The 20,405-nt window shown below is 57.3% G+C and carries 21 protein-coding genes; 4 read left to right on the forward strand and 17 right to left on the reverse strand.

Annotated elements, in window-relative coordinates; all coding sequences use genetic code 11:
- Window positions 1-39: 39 nt before the first annotated feature.
- Together rna and dcuC are read right to left on the reverse strand one after the other, a co-directional pair.
- The gene (gene rna, locus EV102420_RS11900) at window positions 40-849 is read right to left on the reverse strand and encodes a ribonuclease I (protein WP_042392012.1); all 810 of its coding nucleotides are present in this window, start codon (window positions 847-849) and stop codon (window positions 40-42) included.
- A gap of 88 nt (window positions 850-937) precedes the next feature.
- The gene (dcuC, locus tag EV102420_RS11905; protein WP_042392013.1) at window positions 938-2,311 is read right to left on the reverse strand and encodes an anaerobic C4-dicarboxylate transporter DcuC; all 1,374 of its coding nucleotides are present in this window, start codon (window positions 2,309-2,311) and stop codon (window positions 938-940) included.
- Window positions 2,312-2,627: 316 nt separating this feature from the next.
- Between dcuC and cspE the strand changes: the two genes are divergently transcribed.
- Window positions 2,628-2,837: a transcription antiterminator/RNA stability regulator CspE gene (cspE, locus tag EV102420_RS11910; RefSeq protein ID WP_004100146.1), complete on the forward strand. Its 210-nt coding sequence runs from the start codon at window positions 2,628-2,630 to the stop codon at window positions 2,835-2,837.
- 119 nt (window positions 2,838-2,956) lie between these two features.
- Here the strand turns inward: cspE and crcB are convergent, their stop codons facing one another.
- Complete coding sequence (crcB, locus tag EV102420_RS11915; RefSeq protein ID WP_042392014.1) at window positions 2,957-3,340, reverse strand: fluoride efflux transporter CrcB; 384 nt, start codon at window positions 3,338-3,340, stop codon at window positions 2,957-2,959.
- A gap of 66 nt (window positions 3,341-3,406) precedes the next feature.
- Here crcB and EV102420_RS11920 point away from each other — a divergent pair, with 66 nt between their 5' ends.
- The gene (locus EV102420_RS11920; RefSeq protein ID WP_042392015.1) at window positions 3,407-4,195 is read left to right on the forward strand and encodes a deaminated glutathione amidase; all 789 of its coding nucleotides are present in this window, start codon (window positions 3,407-3,409) and stop codon (window positions 4,193-4,195) included.
- Window positions 4,196-4,323: 128 nt separating this feature from the next.
- A complete protein-coding gene (gene tatE / locus EV102420_RS11925; RefSeq protein ID WP_042392018.1) occupies window positions 4,324-4,527 on the forward strand; it encodes a twin-arginine translocase subunit TatE in 204 nt (67 codons plus the stop codon).
- Window positions 4,528-4,612: 85 nt separating this feature from the next.
- Here the strand turns inward: tatE and lipA are convergent, their stop codons facing one another.
- The 14 genes from lipA to leuS form a co-directional block, all read right to left on the reverse strand.
- Window positions 4,613-5,578: a lipoyl synthase gene (lipA, locus tag EV102420_RS11930; protein ID WP_042392020.1), complete on the reverse strand. Its 966-nt coding sequence runs from the start codon at window positions 5,576-5,578 to the stop codon at window positions 4,613-4,615.
- 201 nt (window positions 5,579-5,779) lie between these two features.
- Window positions 5,780-6,742: a YbeF family transcriptional regulator gene (locus EV102420_RS11935; protein ID WP_042392022.1), complete on the reverse strand. Its 963-nt coding sequence runs from the start codon at window positions 6,740-6,742 to the stop codon at window positions 5,780-5,782.
- A 296-nt stretch (window positions 6,743-7,038) separates the two neighbouring features.
- Window positions 7,039-7,680: a lipoyl(octanoyl) transferase LipB gene (lipB, locus tag EV102420_RS11940; RefSeq protein ID WP_042392024.1), complete on the reverse strand. Its 642-nt coding sequence runs from the start codon at window positions 7,678-7,680 to the stop codon at window positions 7,039-7,041.
- 103 nt (window positions 7,681-7,783) lie between these two features.
- The gene (gene ybeD / locus EV102420_RS11945; protein ID WP_042392026.1) at window positions 7,784-8,047 is read right to left on the reverse strand and encodes a DUF493 family protein YbeD; all 264 of its coding nucleotides are present in this window, start codon (window positions 8,045-8,047) and stop codon (window positions 7,784-7,786) included.
- Between the two features lie 117 nt (window positions 8,048-8,164).
- On the reverse strand, window positions 8,165-9,376 hold the full coding sequence (gene dacA / locus EV102420_RS11950; protein WP_042392028.1) for a D-alanyl-D-alanine carboxypeptidase DacA: 1,212 nt from the start codon (window positions 9,374-9,376) through the stop codon (window positions 8,165-8,167).
- Window positions 9,377-9,518: 142 nt separating this feature from the next.
- Window positions 9,519-10,685 (reverse strand): endolytic peptidoglycan transglycosylase RlpA, encoded by a 1,167-nt coding sequence (gene rlpA / locus EV102420_RS11955; RefSeq protein WP_042392030.1) that lies wholly within the window; start codon window positions 10,683-10,685, stop codon window positions 9,519-9,521.
- Window positions 10,686-10,695: 10 nt separating this feature from the next.
- On the reverse strand, window positions 10,696-11,808 hold the full coding sequence (gene mrdB, locus EV102420_RS11960; RefSeq protein WP_042392031.1) for a peptidoglycan glycosyltransferase MrdB: 1,113 nt from the start codon (window positions 11,806-11,808) through the stop codon (window positions 10,696-10,698).
- Window positions 11,809-11,810: 2 nt separating this feature from the next.
- Window positions 11,811-13,712 carry a peptidoglycan DD-transpeptidase MrdA gene (mrdA, locus tag EV102420_RS11965; protein WP_042392033.1) on the reverse strand — a complete coding sequence of 634 codons (1,902 nt, stop codon included), beginning with the start codon at window positions 13,710-13,712 and terminating at the stop codon, window positions 11,811-11,813.
- A gap of 29 nt (window positions 13,713-13,741) precedes the next feature.
- Window positions 13,742-14,209 (reverse strand): 23S rRNA (pseudouridine(1915)-N(3))-methyltransferase RlmH, encoded by a 468-nt coding sequence (gene rlmH, locus EV102420_RS11970; RefSeq protein WP_042392035.1) that lies wholly within the window; start codon window positions 14,207-14,209, stop codon window positions 13,742-13,744.
- A 3-nt stretch (window positions 14,210-14,212) separates the two neighbouring features.
- The gene (gene rsfS, locus EV102420_RS11975) at window positions 14,213-14,530 is read right to left on the reverse strand and encodes a ribosome silencing factor (RefSeq protein WP_042392036.1); all 318 of its coding nucleotides are present in this window, start codon (window positions 14,528-14,530) and stop codon (window positions 14,213-14,215) included.
- Between the two features lie 252 nt (window positions 14,531-14,782).
- Entirely contained in the window at window positions 14,783-15,433 is a 651-nt protein-coding gene (nadD, locus tag EV102420_RS11980) for a nicotinate-nucleotide adenylyltransferase (protein WP_042392038.1), read from the reverse strand.
- Window positions 15,426-16,457 (reverse strand): DNA polymerase III subunit delta, encoded by a 1,032-nt coding sequence (holA, locus tag EV102420_RS11985; RefSeq protein ID WP_042392040.1) that lies wholly within the window; start codon window positions 16,455-16,457, stop codon window positions 15,426-15,428. The genes nadD and holA overlap by 8 nt, the downstream gene beginning before the upstream one ends.
- Complete coding sequence (gene lptE, locus EV102420_RS11990; protein WP_042392042.1) at window positions 16,457-17,038, reverse strand: LPS assembly lipoprotein LptE; 582 nt, start codon at window positions 17,036-17,038, stop codon at window positions 16,457-16,459. Before lptE ends, holA begins: the two co-directional genes overlap by 1 nt.
- A 14-nt stretch (window positions 17,039-17,052) precedes the next feature.
- The gene (leuS, locus tag EV102420_RS11995; RefSeq protein WP_147282686.1) at window positions 17,053-19,635 is read right to left on the reverse strand and encodes a leucine--tRNA ligase; all 2,583 of its coding nucleotides are present in this window, start codon (window positions 19,633-19,635) and stop codon (window positions 17,053-17,055) included.
- Window positions 19,636-19,871: 236 nt separating this feature from the next.
- Here leuS and EV102420_RS12000 point away from each other — a divergent pair, with 236 nt between their 5' ends.
- Window positions 19,872-20,354, forward strand: a complete 483-nt coding sequence (locus tag EV102420_RS12000; protein WP_042392046.1) for a zinc ribbon-containing protein — start codon at window positions 19,872-19,874, stop codon at window positions 20,352-20,354.
- Window positions 20,355-20,405 lie beyond the last annotated feature (51 nt).

The raw sequence follows: 20,405 nt of genomic DNA on the forward strand, positions 1-20,405 counted from the left end.
GTTCAGGCTACCTTCTCATTGAAGGTAGCCTGCTTCTCGTTAATACCCGACTTCATCCAGAACAAACTCTTTACCACAGTTGCCAGGGTGCGGCTGGGCAATAAACGAGGTGGCGGAGAGCGGCTGGTTAATCGCGCTCGCCTTCAGGGTGAGCTGCACTTCCGTGAGATAGGCCGGGTTGCCGTTGCAGGTCAACTTCATGGCTTTAACGCTATCGCTGCCGTATGTCCGGGCAAAGGCGGCGTCAAAATCACTGCGGCTGACGCGCTCTCCGTAGTTGGCCGCAATAAACTTACCGAGGGCGCTCTGCTTGATCTCGCTGGCCATACGCACCATCACGCCAAAGTAGGCATCCGGATCGAAGCCGAAGCAGACCCCGTGCTTGGCATACTCGTAGCGTTCGAGGCAGGAGTTTGCACCCGCGCCCGGCATCACGCTGTTAAGCTTCGCTGCGCTCTCCAGCGACAGGCCGGTCTCGGCGCTGGCGCACTTCTGCCCGACGCGGGCTTCCGGCATGTTGGGGATGGGCCGGGTGGCGCAGCCGTAACGCATCCAGCGGCGATCGTCGACTCCGCGTGCGGCAATTGATTTTGGCAGGCCGGGCCACAGGCCGTGAACGGTCAGAAAATCGTCTTTGTTATCGCTCTCTTTTTGCAGGCGACACTCGTCCGGCTCGCGCTGGCGGCGATCGTGCTGGCTCTGGCAGAACCCGGTCTGCCACGAGAGCGCCAGCACATAGCGATCGAAATCACCGTACTGGGTGGCGCTCAGCGGTGCGGCAGGCGCGGCGGCGGTCCAGAGCATGGCCGCTGCGGCGGCGAGCAGGGGTACGAACTCCTTTCTGAACATTTCAATTCCTGATGAATATATTTAAATAGTTCCAGAAAGTTATTAAAGCATAAAAAAAGCGCCGAACAGGCGCTTTTTCGTGTGGTGCTTAGCGGAGGGCCGTACCGGGAACCAGTATTTCCGTGGCCACAATCACCACGATTAAGCCCACCAGAACCGGCACCGAGGTGCGTTTTACCACTTCGAAGGGAGATATTTTTGCCATCCCGGCCACGGCAACCACCACGCCGGAGACCGGGGATATCGTGCGTCCGAGGTTAGAGGCCTGCAGCATGGGAATCGACAGGTAGGCCGGGTTGATGCCTGCCTCGCTGGCCAGCTTCGGGATCATCTCCACAAAGGCGTAGAACGGCGCATTGCCCGAGCCGGTGGTCATCGCTGCCAGCATGGTCAGCGTCACCAGCACCAGCATCAGGATGATGCTGGCCGAGCCAAAGGAGGTGGCGATGGAGATCAGGCTCTGGATAAAGCCGATGGTGCTCAGCCCTTGGGCAAAGACCCCGGCGGCAACCAGCAGGATCACTACCCCGGCAAAGGCGTCCGCCATCCCGCGATAGGCCACTTCCAGCCCGGAGAAGACCCGCTGGGTATTGAAGCCGCGCAGAAATTCCAGCACCGCCGACAGCAGCATGCAGATCACCAGAATGGTAATAATGTGCAGCTCTGGGCCCCATTTACCGTCAAAGATCAGCACGCCGACGATGGGCGTAAAGGGCAGGATGGCGTAGAACGACGGTGCGCTGGTGGTGATATCACTCACGTCCAGCATCTCCTGGGAGATATTCTCTTTTTTGTCCAGCCAGCGCTGCCAGAAGAAGTGGGCGATCGCCATCGCGATAATCGCGGCGATAGAGATGGGCAGCGTGGTTTTAAAGGCGAAGTCGATCAGCGGCATCTCTGCGGCCTTGGCCGCCAGCACTACGTCCCCAGAGGTAGGGGAGAGAATAATGGCCGCCGGTGAGGCACAGATGGCCGCCGCCGCGCCACGGCTGATGCCAACGTTGACCATGACCGGAAAGAGGGTTGCCATCAGCAGCACGCCCAGCCCGGTTGCCGAGGAGACCGCCAGCGACATCAGGCAGGCCACGAAGTAGGCCGCAATCATCAGGATATAGGGCGAGTTGATATAGCGCAGCGGTTTTGAGGCCAGCTTGACCACCATATCATTTGCGCCGATATGGGTCATATAGGCGGCGAACCCGCACAACATCATGATCATCATGCCAAGATCGCCGCCGCGGCTCATCAGCAGGATCTTGATATATTCAACAATATCGGTAGCGCTGTAGCCGGTGCTGGTGGCGCTCGACGGCAGAATCTTATGCCCCATCAGCGCGCTGGCAATCAGCAGCACCAGGCCGCCGACAAAGAGCACGCCCGTCGCCGAGTAGCCTTTGATGATATAGCGCGCAACGCCAACAATCACTACCACGCCCAGCAGGAGTTCAATAAACGTTAACATGGTTCCCTCGCATCATTAAGGCATGCAATGTGCCCAACAGGAGCGAGCCGGTAGCTGACTAAAATCAATAAATAGCGAAGTAGCGCGGATTATCTGGCGAATTAGTTAACCAGGTAGATATTTTGTCGCCCCGGCGCGCTGTTTCTTAATCCATCGCACTTCCGCGTTGAAAAAACAGCAAATATTGCAGCTGGATAAAAAAAGATAGCGACATTTATCACTTTTTAACGAATATCGACTGGACAAAAGTCATGACAATTGTTGTACTGATACCCGACACAGCATTTGTGTCGTTTTTCATGTAAAGGTAATTTTGATGTCTAAGATTAAAGGTAACGTTAAGTGGTTTAATGAGTCCAAAGGATTCGGTTTCATTACTCCGGAAGATGGCAGCAAAGACGTGTTCGTACACTTCTCTGCAATCCAGAGCAATGGTTTCAAAACTCTGGCTGAAGGTCAGCGCGTAGAGTTTGAAATCACTAACGGTGCCAAAGGCCCTTCTGCTGCTAACGTAATGCCTATCTAAGTTAGCGATAAGACAGAACTCTAAAACCCGCTGAAAAGCGGGTTTTTTTTCGCCTGAATTCACTGGGTCGGATAGTTTCGTAGGTCGGGTAAGCGCAGCGCCACCCGACGTATTTGCCATCACTGCGCGTGCGTGGCTGAGACCAGCCAAAAGGCCAGCGCCGTCATAGCAAACGAGCCCAGCAGGTTCACCGTGACGTTCAGCAACGCCCAGCCCGCACGCCCGTCCTGCAACAGGAACACCACCTCAGCGGAAAAGGTGGAGAAGGTGGTCAGTCCGCCGCAAAAGCCGGTAGTAATGAGCAGCTTCCACAGCGGATCGATATGCGTCATTCGGTTAAACCACGCCAGCCCCATCCCAATAATAAACGCCCCGGCCAGGTTAGCCGTCAGCGTGCCGATAGGGATCGCATGATGTAACGGATTGAGCCTCATGCCGAGAAACCAGCGCAGCACGCTGCCGGTCCCGCCGCCGATAAAAACCGCAAAAAACAGTTGTATCACCGCCAATTCCTGCTATTTGATGTGTCAGGTCGTTAAGTTTAACGCAACGGACAGAGGGGCGAGAAGATGATTGTGGCAGCGGGACAGTTTGTAGTAACGCCGGAGTGGGAGAACAATGCCCGTACCTGTGTCGCGCTGATGGCGCAGGCGGCAAGGCAGGGGGCCGCGCTGCTGGTGCTGCCTGAAGCGCTGCTGGCCCGCAGCGACAGCGATCCGGGCCTCTCGGTAGCGTCGGCCCAGCCGTTGGACGGGGGCTTCTTGACGCAGCTGCGGGCAGAGAGCCGGAAGAACGCCATGACCACGGTGCTGACTATCCATGTGCCGTCTACCGAGGGCAGGGCGGTAAATACCCTGGTCGTGCTGCGGGCAGGACATATTATTGCTCGCTATGCCAAGCTGCATCTCTACGATGCCTTCAGCATCCTTGAGTCGAGCCGGGTGGATGCGGGCAGCGCGATCCCTCCGCTGATTGAGGTAGCAGGCATGAAGGTTGGGCTGATGACCTGTTACGATCTGCGCTTTCCTGAGCTGGCGTTAAGTCTGGCCTTACAGGGTGCCGATCTGCTGGTGCTCCCCGCTGCATGGGTGCGTGGGCCGCTGAAGGAGCATCACTGGACGACGCTGCTGGCGGCGCGGGCGCTGGACACCACCTGCTATCTGGTGGCCGCCGGCGAGTGCGGTAATAAAAACATTGGCCAGAGCCGCATTGTCGATCCCCAGGGCGTCACCGTCGCGGCGGCGGCCCAGGAGGCGCAGCTGATTTTCGCCGAGGTGAGCGCCACACGCGTGCAGGAGACGCGGGAAAAATTGCCCATTCTGCGCCATCGCCGCTTTGCGCCCCCGCAGTTATTGTGATGTTTTTTTAAACAACACTTGATTCACCTTGTTACAGATTGCTATTGTGTGCGCGCGCCGAATGTCCGTTAATAGCGTCAGGTTTCAACGGCGCATTTCGCAGCCTGTTTTCAGTAAAGAAGGTATTTATGGGTGAGATTAGTATTACTAAGCTGCTGGTAGTTGCCGCACTGGTTGTTTTGCTGTTTGGGACGAAGAAATTGCGTACCCTCGGCGGTGACCTTGGCGCAGCCATTAAAGGCTTTAAGAAAGCGATGAATGACGATGACACCAGCGCGAAAAAGAGCGCCGACGGTGACATCGCGGCAGAAAAGCTCTCTCACAAAGAGTAATGGCAATGCCAGATGGCTTGCGATAAAAAAAACCGGCGCACAGGCCGGTTTTTTTATCGCGATAGTGTAAGCAGTTATTGCTGAACTATTTTACTTCGATCCCTTTTGCCTGCAAATCAGCATGGTAAGAGGAGCGAACAAACGGGCCGCAGGCCGCATGGGTGAAGCCCATCGCCAGCGCTTCGGCTTTCATCTCATCAAACTCTTCCGGACTGACGTAGCGCTGTACCGGCAGATGGTGACGGCTTGGCTGCAGATACTGGCCGAGGGTCAGCATGGTCACACCGTGGCGGCGCAGGTCGCGCATCACATCAACGATCTCTTCATTGGTCTCGCCCAGGCCAACCATCAGGCCGGATTTGGTCGGGATATCCGGATGCGCCTCTTTAAAGCGCTCCAGCAGCTTCAGGGACCAGTTGTAGTCCGCGCCTGGACGTACCTTGCGGTAGATACGCGGCACGTTCTCCAGGTTGTGGTTAAAGACGTCCGGCGGCGTGGCGGAGAGGATATCCAGCGCACGATCCATACGGCCTCGGAAGTCAGGAACCAGGGTCTCGATGCGGATGCTCGGGTTTTTCTCGCGAATCGCGCTGATGCAGTCGGCAAAGTGCTGAGCACCGCCGTCGCGCAGATCGTCGCGGTCAACGGAGGTGATCACCACATAGCGCAGCGCCATGTCGGCAATCGTCTGCGCCAGCTTCAGCGGCTCATTGGCATCGGGCGCGACCGGGCGACCGTGGGCAACGTCGCAGAAGGGGCAGCGGCGGGTACAGATGGCACCCAGGATCATGAAGGTCGCCGTACCGTGATTGAAACACTCCGCCAGGTTAGGGCAGGACGCCTCTTCACAGACAGAATGCAGGCCGTTTTTACGCATGGCCGCTTTAATACCCTGGATGCGGGAGGAGTCTGCCGGCAGTTTGATCTTCATCCACTCCGGTTTTCTTAACAGGGCTTCACGCTCTGTTACCACGTTTTTAACCGGGATAAGGGCCATTTTATCGGCATCGCGGTATTTAACACCGCGTTCCATCACAATGGGTTTACTCATAGCGTGCGTGTTCCAGTTGCGAATAACGAAGGGAGTGTTTCAATTCAAGGGAATGTTGTACTTCTCAACTATTTTTGAATCAGCTGGGCGGCAGTATATCATCTCTGGAGGCGATAAAGCAGCCTGCCGGCCCGGCAAATTGTAAAATAGTTGTTGTTTTGTGCTCTATGTCCAGCCATCGTCGGGCATCAGCCCTGGCGGCTATTCTTTCTCGAAGGCATTCCGAATCACGCTAATCACGTTCTCCAGCACCGGATCGCGCAGGCTTAACTTGTTGTAATAGAGGGAAACCTCTACCGTGGCGTTGTGCAATGGCGGGAAATCGATTTCCGTCAGAGGCCAACAGGAGTTAAAGAAGCTGAACAGGCGTGACGGCATCAAACCCAGCATATCGCTGTGGCTAATAAGTGCCGCGATTGTAAACATATTGTAACTGCTAAAGCTCACCGGCTGCTCCGGGAACAGCTCCCGTACCTTCTGCCGCATGGTGCTCATGCTCTGCCCCTCTAGCATAAGCAGCGTATGTTCATACTGGCTCAGCGTCTCTTCCGTCAGCGGCTGCTGGAGGCAGGGGTGGTCTTTGCGACAGATCAGGATCAGCTGGTCGTGATATAAAACGTGGTGGTTAAGCGTCCGGGTGCCCGTGACATGCGTATCGATGATCAGATCCGTCTGGAACTGGCCGAGCTGATTCTCCGCGTCCAGAATGGGGATATTACGGATCAGCAGGTGCGGATGCGCCGCTTTTATCGCCTTGTAAATGGGTGGGATCAGCAGGGTACCCAGCGAGGGCGGCGTCCCGATAGTAATGGTCCGCTGTTTATCATAGCTGCCGGTAAGATCCAGTGCGCCAAGGATCGACTCCAGTCCAAGGCTAACGTATTCATGCAAATGCGTCGCATAGGCCGTAGGCGTGACCCCCTGACCTTTACGGATAAACAGCGGATCGGGAAAGATGGCGCGTAGTTTCTGGATCGACTGGCTAATCGCTGAGGGCGTCAGGTTAAGTACCTTCGCCGCGTTGACGATACCCTTATGAACATATACGGCTTCAAAGATCGTCAATAAATTGAGATCGATATTGCGCAGCGTACGGAAGATTTGGGGTTTATCCTCTTCGCGACGCTCGGCTATTCGTTTATCCGACAGACCGTTATCATCCACGCTCAAACTCCATATTCATTCACATTATGAATGATAGTTGAAATTATATTCTTGTGTCATCTCTGTACCCACATACCGCGTGGATACGCGCATTCCATTGTATTTCAACAATTTAATAATTAGGCAGGTTGTATAGTGAGCTGCCAAAAGGTCACCTAACAAAGCAGCATGTCCGATGTAACCTTAATTACCCTTTAGTAACAGGGGCATCAAATGACAGGATCGGTGTTTTTATTCGGAGGGTCAATGAGATTTTTAGACCGCCGATAAAAAATTATCAGCGGATATAGGATATATTATTCGCTAATATATTGATGTGGGGGATTATTTAGCAGCGTGAGTAAGTTTGCGATAAGTCGCGGGGCAAGCGTGGCGGGGGTTGCCGCGTTAATCCACTCGCTGACCTGGGCCATCTCCATGCCCGCATAGCCGCAGGGGTTGATCCGGCGGAACGGCGCAAGATCCATGGCGATGTTGAGTGCCAGTCCGTGAAACGAACAGCCTTTGCGGATCCGCAGGCCCAGCGAGCAGATCTTCTTCTCACCAACGTACACCCCAGGCGCATCTGCACGCGGATGGGCATCAATATCCAGCTCGGCCAGCGTGTTCACCACGGTCTGCTCAAGCACGGTCACCAGCTCGCGCACGCCCAGCTTGCGGCGTTTAAGATCCAGCAGCACATACATCACCTGCTGGCCGGGGCCGTGATAGGTCACCTGACCACCGCGATCGCTCTGAATAACGGGAATATCACCGGGCATCAGCAGATGTTCCGCTTTACCGGCCTGCCCCTGAGTGAACACCGGCTCGTGCTCGACCAGCCACACTTCATCGGGGGTGTTGGCATCACGGTTATCGGTAAAGGTGTGCATCGCCTCGGAAACAGGCGCGTAAGGTTGCAAGCCCAGATGGCGGATAAGGATCGTATCCTGAAGCAAAACAGCATCTCCGAAGGAGAACAAAAGGTAGGGCGAGTATATCACAGGGAGGGTGTTCCCCGGCCAGCGCCGGGCAACACGTCAGCAGATTGGCGCAGGACGATTACAGCACCATACGAACGATTTCGATATTGCCGAGCTCTTCGTACAGCGTTTCAACCTGCTCAATGTGCGTAGCGGTAATGGTGATAGAGACCGAGTGGTAGTTGCCTTTGCTGCTCGGTTTTACCTGCGGAGAGTAATCACCTGGCGCATGGCGCTGCACCACTTCCACCACCTGATCAACCAGCTCAGGTTTCGCCAGACCCATCACTTTGTAGGTAAAGGGGGTTGGGAATTCAAGCAGTTCGTTAAGTTTGGTTTTCATGTCAGCTCCGGCGTAATAAAAGAACAACTCCCGCCAGAGGGCGGGAGTGTCGACTATGCATATTTAATGAATGCATAGTATATGGGGATAGAAATCACACTTTCAAGTGTCTATTTTTTAACCAAACCAGTGGTGGAACATCAATTTGATGTAATCAATGATTTTGCCGAAGAAATTCCCCTCTGGGATCTCCTGTAGAACGACCAGCGGACGCTGCTCAATGGTTTTCCCATCAAGCTGGAAGTTGATGGTGCCGACAACCTGATTTTTTGCCAGCGGCGCGTGCAGCTCGCTGTTGCTCAGCACGTAGCTGGCCTTCAGATCCTTCATGCGGCCGCGCGGAATGGTCAGGTAGACGTCTTTATCGACACCCAGCGAGGCGCGATCGCTGTCGCCAAACCAGGCTGGCTCAGAGGCAAACTCTTTGCCTGCTTTGATTGGGTTAACGGTTTCAAAGAAACGGAAGCCCCAGGTCAGCAGCTTTTTACTTTCGGCTTCACGGCCTTTAAAGGTGCGGCCACCCATCACGGCGGAGATCAGGCGCATCTGGCCTTCGGTTGCCGACGCCACCAGGTTGTAGCCCGCCTTGTCAGTATGACCGGTTTTGATTCCGTCAACGTTCAGGCTGTTATCCCACAGCAGGCCGTTGCGGTTGGTCTGGCGGATCCCGTTAAAGGTGAACTCTTTCTCTTTGTAGATGGTGTACTCGTTCGGTACATCGCGGATCAGCGCCTGGCCAATCAGCGCCATGTCGCGCGCGGAGCTGAACTGACCATCAGCGTCGAGACCGTGCACCGTCTGGAAGTGGGAGTTTTTCAGTCCCAGCGCGGTCACGTAGCTGTTCATCAGGCCAACGAAGGCGTCCTGGCTACCGGCGACATAGTCAGCCATTGCCACACAGGCGTCGTTGCCGGACTGCAGGTTGATACCACGGATCAGCTGGGAGACCGGCACCTGCATGCCAGGCTTCAGGAACATCAGCGATGAGCCTTTAAAGACCGGGTTGCCGGTGGCCCAGGCATCGTTGCCGATGGTGACCAGGTCCGTCTCTTTGAATTTACCCGCCTTCATCGCCTGACCGATGACGTAGCTGGTCATCATTTTGGTCAGGCTGGCCGGATCGCGGCGCGCGTCGGCGTTCTGTTCCGCCAGCACTTTGCCAGAGTTGTAGTCGATCAGAATATACGACTCTGCGTCAATTTGCGGAACGCCCGGGATCATGGTTTTGATGTTCAGATCATCAGCATGGGCAGCGGAGAGCGTGGCGGCGGCCAGCGCGGTGGTGAGCGCCAGGCGCTTCACGAGACGAACGGAAAAAGTGGTCTTCATGGTCAGAACAACGACATCCGTGATGAAATTAAAAAAAGTGCCTTACTATAGCAAAAGCTATACCGGCAGGCATCTGACTTTCCGCATGACTTTGTGACTGAAACTGACACAAGTTGACAAAGTCAGATGCCCCATGAAGCGCTTATTGGGCGCTGGTAATAAATGATTGCAGCTGCGCTTCACTCTGCAAACGCTGCTGAAGCGCGCTGGCATCGGCTTTGCTGCTGAACGGGCCGAGCTGGATACGCCAGACCGCACCGTTCTGCGTCACGCGTCCCGGCACGTCAAACTGCTGGACCAGACGCTGCTGGTACTGCTCGGCGCGTGCTTTGTCGCTGACGGCACCCACCTGCACAACGTAACCACCGGCGGTGGCCGCAGGTGCTGGGGCAGGGGCCGCTGCGGGTGCGCTACCCTGAACGGAGCCAGGAGCCGTCACCGGTGCCGCTGCCGCAGGTGCAGCAGCAACAGGGGCGGCCGCGGGGGCCGGAGCAGCGACGGACGGCTGCGGCTGTACTGGCGCAGCGGGTTCGTTGCCCTCCAGCACGCCGGACGCCAGCGTGGTCGGTGCGCCGAGGAAGCCGCTGCCGCCAACCGGTGCGCCAGCTGCGCCATCGCTTTGCAGCGTATCGTTACTGATAGGGCGGACATCTGCCGCAGGCTGGGCGGGCTGCGGCGCGGAAGAGGCGCTGCCCATGCCGCCGCTCAGATCGGGACGATCGGGCAGGGCATAGGTCTGCTGGGCGATAGTGGTACACACCGTGCCCGGACCTGAGAACGAACCATCCTGAGAGACGATAATTGGATCGATCCGCACTTTAGTATTGTTGGAGTTGTTCAGCCGGTCGGCAGCGGCGCGGGAGAGGGAGATCACCCGGTCGTTGCCATAGGGGCCGCGATCGTTGATGCGCACCACCACCATCCGGCCGTTAGAGAGGTTGGTAATACGCGCGTAGCTGGGGATCGGCAGCGTCGGATGGGCCGCCGTCAGCTGCATCGGGTCGAAAGCTTCGCCGGAGGCGGTCAGGTTGCTGCCTGGCTCCGCATCGTAGATAGCGGCGAGACCGGCCTGGGTAAAGCGCGAGGTGTCCTGCACAATCTTGTAGGATTTTCCATCGCGCTCGTAGTCCTGATTCGCCGAGGGGTTCAGCGGCTCGTAGCGTGGTTCAGCCCCGCCGATCTCCACCGTCGGGCCGTTACAGACCGCAGGCTGCGGCGCAGCGGCTGTGGGCTGCTGGCTCTCGTCGTTACTTGAACACGCTGTGAGTAATCCTGCTGCTACGCAAACTGCAAGGCAAAGCTTCCGCATTGCGAACCTCTTATACGCTTTTCGACAACATTTTTCTGTGGGTATGGATCGACATTACGATACCAAACCCGGCCATAAGCACTATCAGGGCTGAGCCCCCGTAGCTTACCAACGGTAAGGGCACCCCTACCACCGGTAAAATACCGCTCACCATACCAATATTAACAAACACATAAACGAATAAAATCAGCATTAAGCCCCCGGCCATCACGCGGCCAAAGGTGGTCTGCGCATGGGCGGCGATCCACAGGCCGCGCATAATCAGCAGCAGGTAAAGCGCCAGCAGGATCAGGATCCCCACCAGACCCAGCTCCTCGCCCAGTACGGCGAAGATAAAGTCGGTATGGCGCTCAGGCAGAAACTCAAGCTGCGACTGGGTGCCGTGCAGCCAGCCTTTGCCGCGCAGGCCGCCGGAGCCAATAGCAATTTTAGACTGAATAATATGATAGCCTGCGCCCAGCGGATCGGTTTCTGGATCGAGCAGCATCATAACGCGCTGGCGCTGATAGTCGTGCATCAGGAAGAACCAGAGGATCGGGATAAATGCCGCTAGCAGCAGGGCGGCAATGCCAATCAGCCGCCAGCTCAGGCCCGACAGGAAGAGCACAAACAGGCCCGACAGGGCGATCAGAATCGAGGTCCCGAGGTCCGGCTGCGCGGCAACCAGCAGGGTAGGCATGAAGATCAGCACCAGCGCAATGCCGGTATTTTTCAGCGAGGGCGGGCAGACGTCGCGGTTGATAAAGCGCGCCACCATCAGCGGGACGGCGATTTTTGCAATCTCCGAGGGCTGAAAGCGCACGATGCCTAAATCGAGCCAGCGCTGCGCCCCTTTCGAGATGGCACCAAAGGCGTCAACCGCCACCAGCAGGATCACGCAAAAGATGTAGAGATAGGGGGCCCATCCCTCATAGACGCGGGGCGGGATCTGCGCCATCACCACCATTACCACCAGGCCCATGGCGATCTGGCCCACTTTGCGCTCGGTCATGCCGACATCCTGGCCGCTGGCGCTCCAGATTACGATGGCGCTGTAGAACAGCAGCGCAAGAACGATCAGCAGCAGCGCCGGATCGATGTGGATTTTATCCCAGAACGATTTTTTGTTCGGATTATCCGTCATGGTTATTGGTCCTCAGCCGCCGTGGCCGCTGGATTCTCGGCGGGCAGGTCGGTGTTGTTATCGCCCAGCATAATGTGGTCGAGGATCTGGCGCATGATGGTCCCGACTGCCGGGCCTGCACCGCCGTTTTCCAGAATGATCGCCACCGCGACCTGGGGATGGTCATAGGGGGCAAACGCCGTCATCAACTTATGGTCGCGCAGGCGTTCGGCAATTTTATGGGCGTTATAGGTTTCGTTGGCCTTCAGGCCAAACACCTGTGCCGTACCGGATTTCGCCGCCACTTTATAAGGCGCATTAGCAAAATATTTGTGCGCCGTGCCGTTGGCACGGTTGGCCACGCCGTACATACCGTCTTTGGCAATCTCCCAGTAGCCAGAGTGGATATCGCCCACCGGCGGCTGCTCAGGCTGCTTCCAGGGCACCTGCTGGCCGTTCTGCGCCGTGCTCATCAACAGATGCGGGACTTTGACGATGCCATCGTTAATCAGGATCATCATTGCCTTGCTCATCTGGATCGGCGTCGCCGTCCAGTAGCCCTGGCCGATGCCCACTGGAATGGTGTCGCCCTGGTACCATGGCTTCTTAAAGCGTTTTAGCTTCCACTCGCGGGTCGGCATGTTCCCGGAGCGCTCCTCTGAGAGATCGATGCCGGTATAGTGGCCGTAGCCAAATTTACTCATCCACTCCCCGAGGCGATCGATCCCCATGTCGTAGGCGACCTGGTAGAAGAAGGTATCGGCGGACTCTTCCAGCGATTTGGTGACGTTCAGGTGGCCGTGGCCCCACTTTTTCCAGTCGCGATAGCGCTTCTCAGAGCCGGGGAGCTGCCACCAGCCGGGGTCAAACAGGCTGGTATTGCGGTTAATCACGCCCGCGCTCAGCGCCGACACCGCGACATAAGGCTTAACGGTGGACGCCGGGGGATAGACGCCCTGGGTAGCACGGTTAATCAGCGGCGTGTTGGGATCGTGCAGCAGGCCGTTGTAATCCTTGCTGGAGATCCCGTCAACAAACAGGTTTGGGTTGTAGCTTGGCATGGAAACCAGCGCCAGAATGCCGCCGGTGCGCGGATCGGTGACCACGACCGCCGCACGGCTCCCCTCAAGCAGGGTTTCAATATAGGTTTGCAGCTTGAGATCCAGCGTCAGGTAGATGTCATGCCCGGCCTGGGGCGGCACCTCTTTCAGCTGGCGGATCACGCGGCCACGGTTGTTAACCTCAACCTCTTCATAGCCGGTCTGGCCGTGAAGGACGTTCTCGTAGTAGCGCTCAATGCCCAGCTTGCCGATATCGTGCGTGGCCGCATAGTTGGCGAGGATCCCCTCTTTATCGAGGCGTTCCACGTCTTTATCGTTGATTTTCGATACGTAGCCGATAACGTGGGTCAGGGCAGAGCCGTAGGGATAGAAGCGACGCTTGTAGCCTTTCACTTCTACGCCGGGGAAGCGGTACTGGTTAACTGCAAAGCGCGCCACCTGGACTTCCGTCAGGTTAGACTTCACCGGAATAGAGGTGAAACGGTGCGAGCGGGCGCGCTCTTTTTTGAAATTGGCGATGTCATCATCGTTGAGATCGACTACGTCACGCAGCGCATCCAGCGTCTGCTGCACGTTATCCACCTTCTCAGGCATCATCTCAACCTGGTAGATGGTGCGGTTGAGCGCCAGCGGGGTACCGTTGCGGTCATAGATAATGCCGCGGCTCGGGGCAATCGGCACCAGCTTGATACGGTTTTCGTTGGAGCGCGTCTGGTAGTCGGTGTGACGGACGATCTGCAGATTATAGAGGTTGGCGACGAGTACGCCGCTGAGCAGCAGGATCCCTGTAAAGGCGACAATCGCCCTGCGCACAAACAGCGCGGACTCAGCCGTATAGTCGCGAAAAGAGTTCTGTAATTTCATCCGCTGCTTAATCTACCTAAGGCTCTTCGTTACTCACGGTGATAGGGATGGTTGGTCGTAATGCTCCATGCGCGATAGAGGCTTTCAGCCACCAGAACCCGGACCAGCGGGTGGGGGAGCGTTAACGCAGAGAGTGACCAACTTTGTTCTGCTGCCGCTTTGCAGGCGGGGGATAACCCTTCCGGACCGCCGATCAGCAGGCTGACGTCGCGTCCGTCCTGCTTCCAGCGCTCCAGCTCGATGGCCAGCTGCGGCGTATCCCAGGGCTTGCCTGGAATATCGAGGGTGACGATGCGGTTTTTTCCAGCCGCAGCGAGCATAAGCTCACCCTCTTTATCAAGGATACGTTTGATGTCGGCATTTTTGCCGCGCTTGCCGGCAGGGATCTCTACCAGCTCAAACGGCATATCTTTCGGAAATCGACGCAGATATTCAGTAAAGCCGGTTTGTACCCAGTCGGGCATTTTCGTGCCGACGGCGACCAGTTGCAGCTTCACCCATTAACCCCAGAGCTTTTCCAGCTCATAGAGCTGACGGCTCTCTTCCTGCATAACGTGGACAATGACATCACCCAGATCGACCACGACCCAGTCGGCAACGTTTTCGCCTTCTACGCCAAACGGGATCAGGCCAGCAGCGCGGGATTCCTGAACCACATGGTTAGCGATAGAGACAACGTGACGCGTCGAGGTACCGGTGCAGATGATCATGCAGTCGGTGATGCTTGATTTACCTTTAACGTCTAAGGTGACGATGTCCTGACCTTTCAGGTCATCAATTTTGTCGATAACAAAATCCTGGAGTGCTTTACCCTGCAAGTGTTCCCCCTGGGTGGATGCAAATAACGATATTCAATAGATAGTCAGCCAGTATACCTGAAGCCCGGCCTTTTCGGGACAAGAGTTGCCCATATGTGTCTGAAAGTGGGCTATCATCCCACCCTCCGCACAAGATTGCATCGCCATTTTTGTAAAACAATTTCTATGGAACTGCTGCGGAGGGAAAAGTCTGGCAGCGGAGAATAGCAGTCTTGACGATCGTGTCAATCTTCTAATGAATTAATCCCAGGCTTAGCGATACAGACCCTGCTGCACAATGTAGTCGAGCACGGCGGGTGGGAGCAGATCGTCACAGGGCTGGTTCTGCTGTAGCCGCTGACGGATTTGCGTGGCAGAGATGTCGAACCACGGGGTTTGCGCGAGAAAAATTTTTCCGGCGGGCAGGGTATGCAGCTCGCGGGCATCGGTAGTGAGATGCTGCTCTAGCCAACTCTGGTGCGTTGCATCGTGCATCTCCAGCGCATAGCCGGGACGGCGGCAGACAATCAGATGGCAGTAGCTAAGAATGCTGTCGTAGCGGTACCAGGTCGGGAAGCTGAGCAGCGAATCCTGGCCGATAATAAACGCCAGCGGGCGGGCGGGGCCGCTCTCCTGACGCCATAGCGCCAGCGTTTCCGCCGTGTAAGACGGCGTGTCGCGCTGCAGTTCCCGCTCGTCGAGGGTGAACAGCGGACGATCGTTGATAGCCAGCGCCAGCATGGTCTTACGCTGCTGGCTGGTGGCCTCCGGCTGCGGGCGGTGGGGCGGCACGTTATTGGGCATAATGATAACCCGTTCGAGATTAATCGCCTCTGCCAGCGCCTCTACCGGTAAAAGGTGGCCGTAGTGGACGGGATCGAAGGTCCCGCCAAACAGCGCCTGCAGCTGATTCATATCATCCATCGATAAAAACGTCCGCCAGTGTCTTATGACAGAGTAGCAGAGAGAGCCCTTCCAGCTCGGCCCAAACCGACTGGCCGTAGTCCTGCTTTACGGTGAGTTCGGTGCGGCTCAGGAGATGCACTGCCTGGCGAAGCTGGGTATGGCTCAGGCGGTTTAGCGCCTCGGTGGTGACGGCGCGGTGGTTCTGCCACACCCGGTGTTTGTCAAAGAGGGTGCGCAGCGGAGTCTGCGCCATCTGGCGCTTTAAGGTCACCAGCTGCAGCAGTTCACGCTGCAAGGTACGCAGGAGGATCACCGGCTCGCTGGCCTCAAGCTTCAGCTGCTGCAAAATATGCAGGGCGCGTTTGCTCTTGCCCGCCAGCAGGGCATCCACCCAGTGGAAGGGGGTAAAGTGCGCGGCATCGTTCACCGCCTGCTCAACGCGGGGCAGGGTGAGCTTGCCGTCGGGCCAGAGTAGAGAGAGACGATCCAGCGCCTGCGCCAGCGCCAGCAGATTACCCTCATAGCAGTAGCAGAGCAGCTGGTTGGCGGCGTCATCAAGCTGGAGATGGTTCTGTTTTGCGCGATTGGCGACCCAGCGCGGCAGCTGAGCCTGCTCCGGCGTCTGGCAGGTGACCAGCACGGCGCGGTTAGCCAGGGCGGTAAACCAGGCGGCATTCTCCTGCGCCTTGGTGAGCTTATTGCCCCGCACGATCAGCAGCAGATCGTCATGCAGCAGTCCTGTCAGGGTGGCGAGCTGTTCATTGATGGCCGCATTGGGCCCGTTGTCCGGCAGTTGGAGTAGCAGCGTCTGGCGGCTGGCGAACAGGCTCATAGCCTGGCAGAGGGAGAAAAGCGCGGTCCAGTCGGTGCTGGCATCCAGGGTAACGGTGTGGTGCTCATCAAAGCCCTGGGCGGCGGCAACCTGACGCACCGCATCCTGGCTCTCCTGCAGCAGCAACGGATCGTTGCCAAGCAGCAGATACGCCGCGCGCAGCCCTTCATTGAGCTGCGCGCGGAGCTGTTCAGGGTACAGCTTTAACATCAGTTACCCAGCGTGGTTGAGACGCGGGAAGAGGTGTCGGTCGCTTTGGCTTCTGCTTTGGCTTCCGCAATCTTCTCCTGCTTCTCAGCCGTTTGCACGCTTGGCAGCTGACGGATCAGCTGCTGAGCGGCTTTATCGTACATTTCGTTGACGATCATCTCCTGCTCGGCATCTTTCGCCAGCGCGGTCTGCGGATTATCGAAGAATGAACGATAAACGGTGGTGCTCAACGGATAGATACCCTGACCTGGGATCAGTACCGAAGCCTGGACCCTCATCACCATCTGGTATTCAGCCGTACGGCCGTCACGGAAGATGGAGGCGGTGTCCTGACTCACCGATGACGAACCCAGACGCAGGGAGGGCACATCCTGGCGCACGGAGCTCTTCTCTACCAGCGTCACGCCGTTCAGGCGCAGCTGCGCACGTACCGCGCGGCTGAGCGGGCCGTTAGGATCCCCTGAGTCGAAAATCATCGTTTTCATCTCAGCAGGAATGGCTGAGCTGTTACGCAGGTGCCAACCACATCCGGCGGTGGCCAGCACCGCCAATGACAACAAGAGTGTTGTTAGAAATCGCACGCTTCCTCCCGCGCTTAGCCAACGACCAGATTAAGCAGTTTACCTGGAACGTAAATCACTTTACGTACGGTAACGCCATCAAGATATTTTGCTACCAGCGGCTCCTGACCTGCGCGCTCGCGCACCTGCTCTTCGCTGGCGTCGACCGGCACGGTGATTTTACCGCGTACTTTACCGTTTACCTGTACGACGACCAGGGTGGTGTTCTCGACCATCGCCTGCTCATCCGCTACCGGCCACGGCGCGTTGTCGATATCGCCTTCGCCTTTCAGCTCCTGCCACAGGGTGAAGCTGGCGTGCGGAGTGAACGGGTTCAGCATACGCACTACGGCCAGCAGCGCCTCCTGCATCAGGGCGCGATCCTGCTCGCCTTCCAGCGGCGCTTTCGCCAGCTTGTTCATCAGCTCCATGATCGCCGCAATGGCGGTGTTGAAGGTCTGACGGCGACCGATATCATCGGTCACTTTGGCAATAGTTTTATGCACGTCACGACGCAGCGCCTGCTGATCTTCGCTCAGTGCAGTAACGTCCAGCGCCGGGGCGTCGCCCTGCGAAGTGTGCTCGTAGACCAGTTTCCAGACGCGCTTCAGGAAGCGATTTGCCCCCTCTACGCCGGACTCCTGCCACTCAAGCGTCATATCCGCCGGGGAGGCGAACATCATAAACAGACGCACGGTATCCGCGCCGTAGCGCTCTACCATCTCCTGCGGGTCGATGCCGTTGTTTTTCGACTTGGACATCTTGCTCATGCCGGTATAGACCAGCTCATGACCCGCCGCGTCCTGCGCTTTCACGATGCGGCCTTTCTCATCGCGCTCAACGATCGCCTCTTTCGGGGAGACCCAGTTACGCTCGCCGTTTACGCCTACGTAGTAGAAGGCGTCTGCCAGCACCATGCCCTGGCAGAGCAGCTGCTTCGCTGGCTCATCAGAGTTCACCATGCCTGCATCGCGCATCAGCTTGTGGAAGAAGCGGAAGTAGAGCAGGTGCATAATGGCGTGTTCAATCCCGCCGATGTAGATATCCACCGGCAGCCAGTAGTTGGCGGCGTTCGGATCCAGCATACCCTCGTTGTACTGCGGGCAGGTGTAGCGCGCATAGTACCAGGAGGACTCCATAAAGGTGTCGAAGGTGTCGGTTTCACGCAGCGCTGGCTGGCCGTTGACGGTGGTTTTCGCCCACTCCGGATCGGCTTTGATCGGGCTGGTAATGCCGTCCATCACCACGTCTTCCGGCAGAATAACCGGCAGCTGATCTTCCGGGGTCGGCAGCACGGTGCCATCCTCCAGGGTGACCATCGGGATGGGTGCGCCCCAGTAGCGCTGACGGGAGACGCCCCAGTCGCGCAGACGGAAGTTAACCTTACGCTCGCCGACGCCGTTAGCCGCCAGCTTGTCGGCAATGGCGTTAAACGCGGCTTCAAAGCCCAGACCGTCAAACTCGCCGGAGTTAAACAGCACGCCTTTTTCGGTCAGCGCCTGCGCGCTGAGATCCGGCGGCGTGCCGTCAGCGGCCAGGATAACCGGCTTGATCTCTAAGCCATATTTGGTGGCAAACTCGTAGTCGCGCTGATCGTGGCCCGGAACGGCCATCACTGCGCCGGTGCCGTACTCCATCAGCACGAAGTTCGCTGCCCAGACCGGGATCGCTTCGCCGGTCAGCGGGTGAATAGCGCGCACGCCGGTGTCGACGCCTTTTTTCTCCATGGTCGCCATATCTGCTTCGGCAACCTTGGTGTTGCGGCATTCGGCAATGAAGTCGCCCAGCGCCGGGTTATAGGCCGCCGCCTGGGTGCTCAGCGGGTGGCCCGCGGCAACCGCCAGGTAGGTGACGCCCATAAAGGTGTCTGGACGGGTGGTGTAGACGGTCAGCTTGTCGTCGCTGTTCTCGACGTCAAAGGTGATCTCAACGCCTTCCGAGCGGCCGATCCAGTTGCGCTGCATGGTTTTAACGGTGTCCGGCCACTGGTCCATATGGTCCAGGTCGTTCAGCAGCTCGTCAGCGTAGGCGGTGATTTTGATAAACCACTGCGGGATCTCTTTACGCTCAACCTTGGTGTCGCAGCGCCAGCAGCAGCCGTCGATCACCTGCTCGTTAGCCAGCACGGTCTGGTCGTTCGGGCACCAGTTCACCGCTGAGGTCTTCTTGTAGACCAGGCCTTTTTTATACAACTCGGTGAAGAACTTCTGCTCCCAGCGGTAGTATTCCGGGGTGCAGGTCGCCAGCTCGCGGCTCCAGTCGTAGCCAAAGCCCAGCATCTTGAGCTGGTTTTTCATGTAGTTGATATTGTCGTAGGTCCACGGCGCGGGCGCGGTGTTGTTCTTCACTGCGGCACCTTCCGCTGGCAGGCCGAACGCATCCCAGCCGATGGGCTGCAGAACGTTTTTGCCCAGCATGCGCTGATAGCGGGAGATCACGTCGCCAATGGTGTAGTTACGCACGTGGCCCATGTGTAGCCGGCCAGAAGGATAGGGAAGCATAGAGAGGCAGTAATACTTCTCTTTGCTCTCATCTTCAGTGACTTCAAATGTGCGCTTCTCTTCCCAGTGAAGCTGGACTTTGGATTCTATCTCTTCCGGGCGGTATTGCTCTTGCATGGCAGCCAGTGGTCCTGTTTTCAATACAGCTACAAGCGTAGCATTAAGATGTGTTGTTCAAGATCCGCATAGCATAGCCCAAACGCCAGTTTCAAAACAGCCTTTCGCGCTGACGGCGATGAAAAGGGCTGACGGGCATCCTTGCACGAATTTACACAGGCTGTGGTAAAGGGGGCAAAGCGGCGGAAAAATAAGGTCTATTATTAGAAGACGTTACCCAGCCCGGAGGCGAAAGGATGAACAAGGTTGCTCAGTATTATCGTGAACAGGTTACGACGCTGACCGAGCGTTTGCGCAGTGGCGATCGGGATATCGATGCGCTGGTGGAACAGGCGCGGCTACGCGTCACCCAGACGGGCGAGTTAACGCCAACCGAGGTCGAGGAGCTGACGCGTGCCCTGCGTCGCGATCTCGAAGAGTTTGCCCGCAGCTATAACGAGAGCCAGGGGGAGGTCACCGACAGCGTCTTTATGCGGGTGATTAAAGAGAGCCTGTGGCAGGAGCTGGCGGACATTACCGATAAAACCCAGCTGGAGTGGCGCGAGGTGTTCCAGGATCTGAACCACCATGGGGTCTATCACAGCGGTGAGGTGGTGGGGTTAGGGAATTTAGTGTGTGAGAAGTGCCACTATCACCTGGCAGTCTACATCCCGGATGCGCTGCCGCTCTGTCCGAAGTGTGGCCACGACCAGTTCCAGCGTCGACCGTTTGAGCCGTAATGGAGGATGGGTAGGCCGGGCAAACGCAGTGCCGCCCGGCGATTACCCGAA

It is taken from the genome of Pseudescherichia vulneris NBRC 102420 (genome assembly GCF_000759795.1).
Taxonomy (GTDB): domain Bacteria; phylum Pseudomonadota; class Gammaproteobacteria; order Enterobacterales; family Enterobacteriaceae; genus Pseudescherichia; species Pseudescherichia vulneris.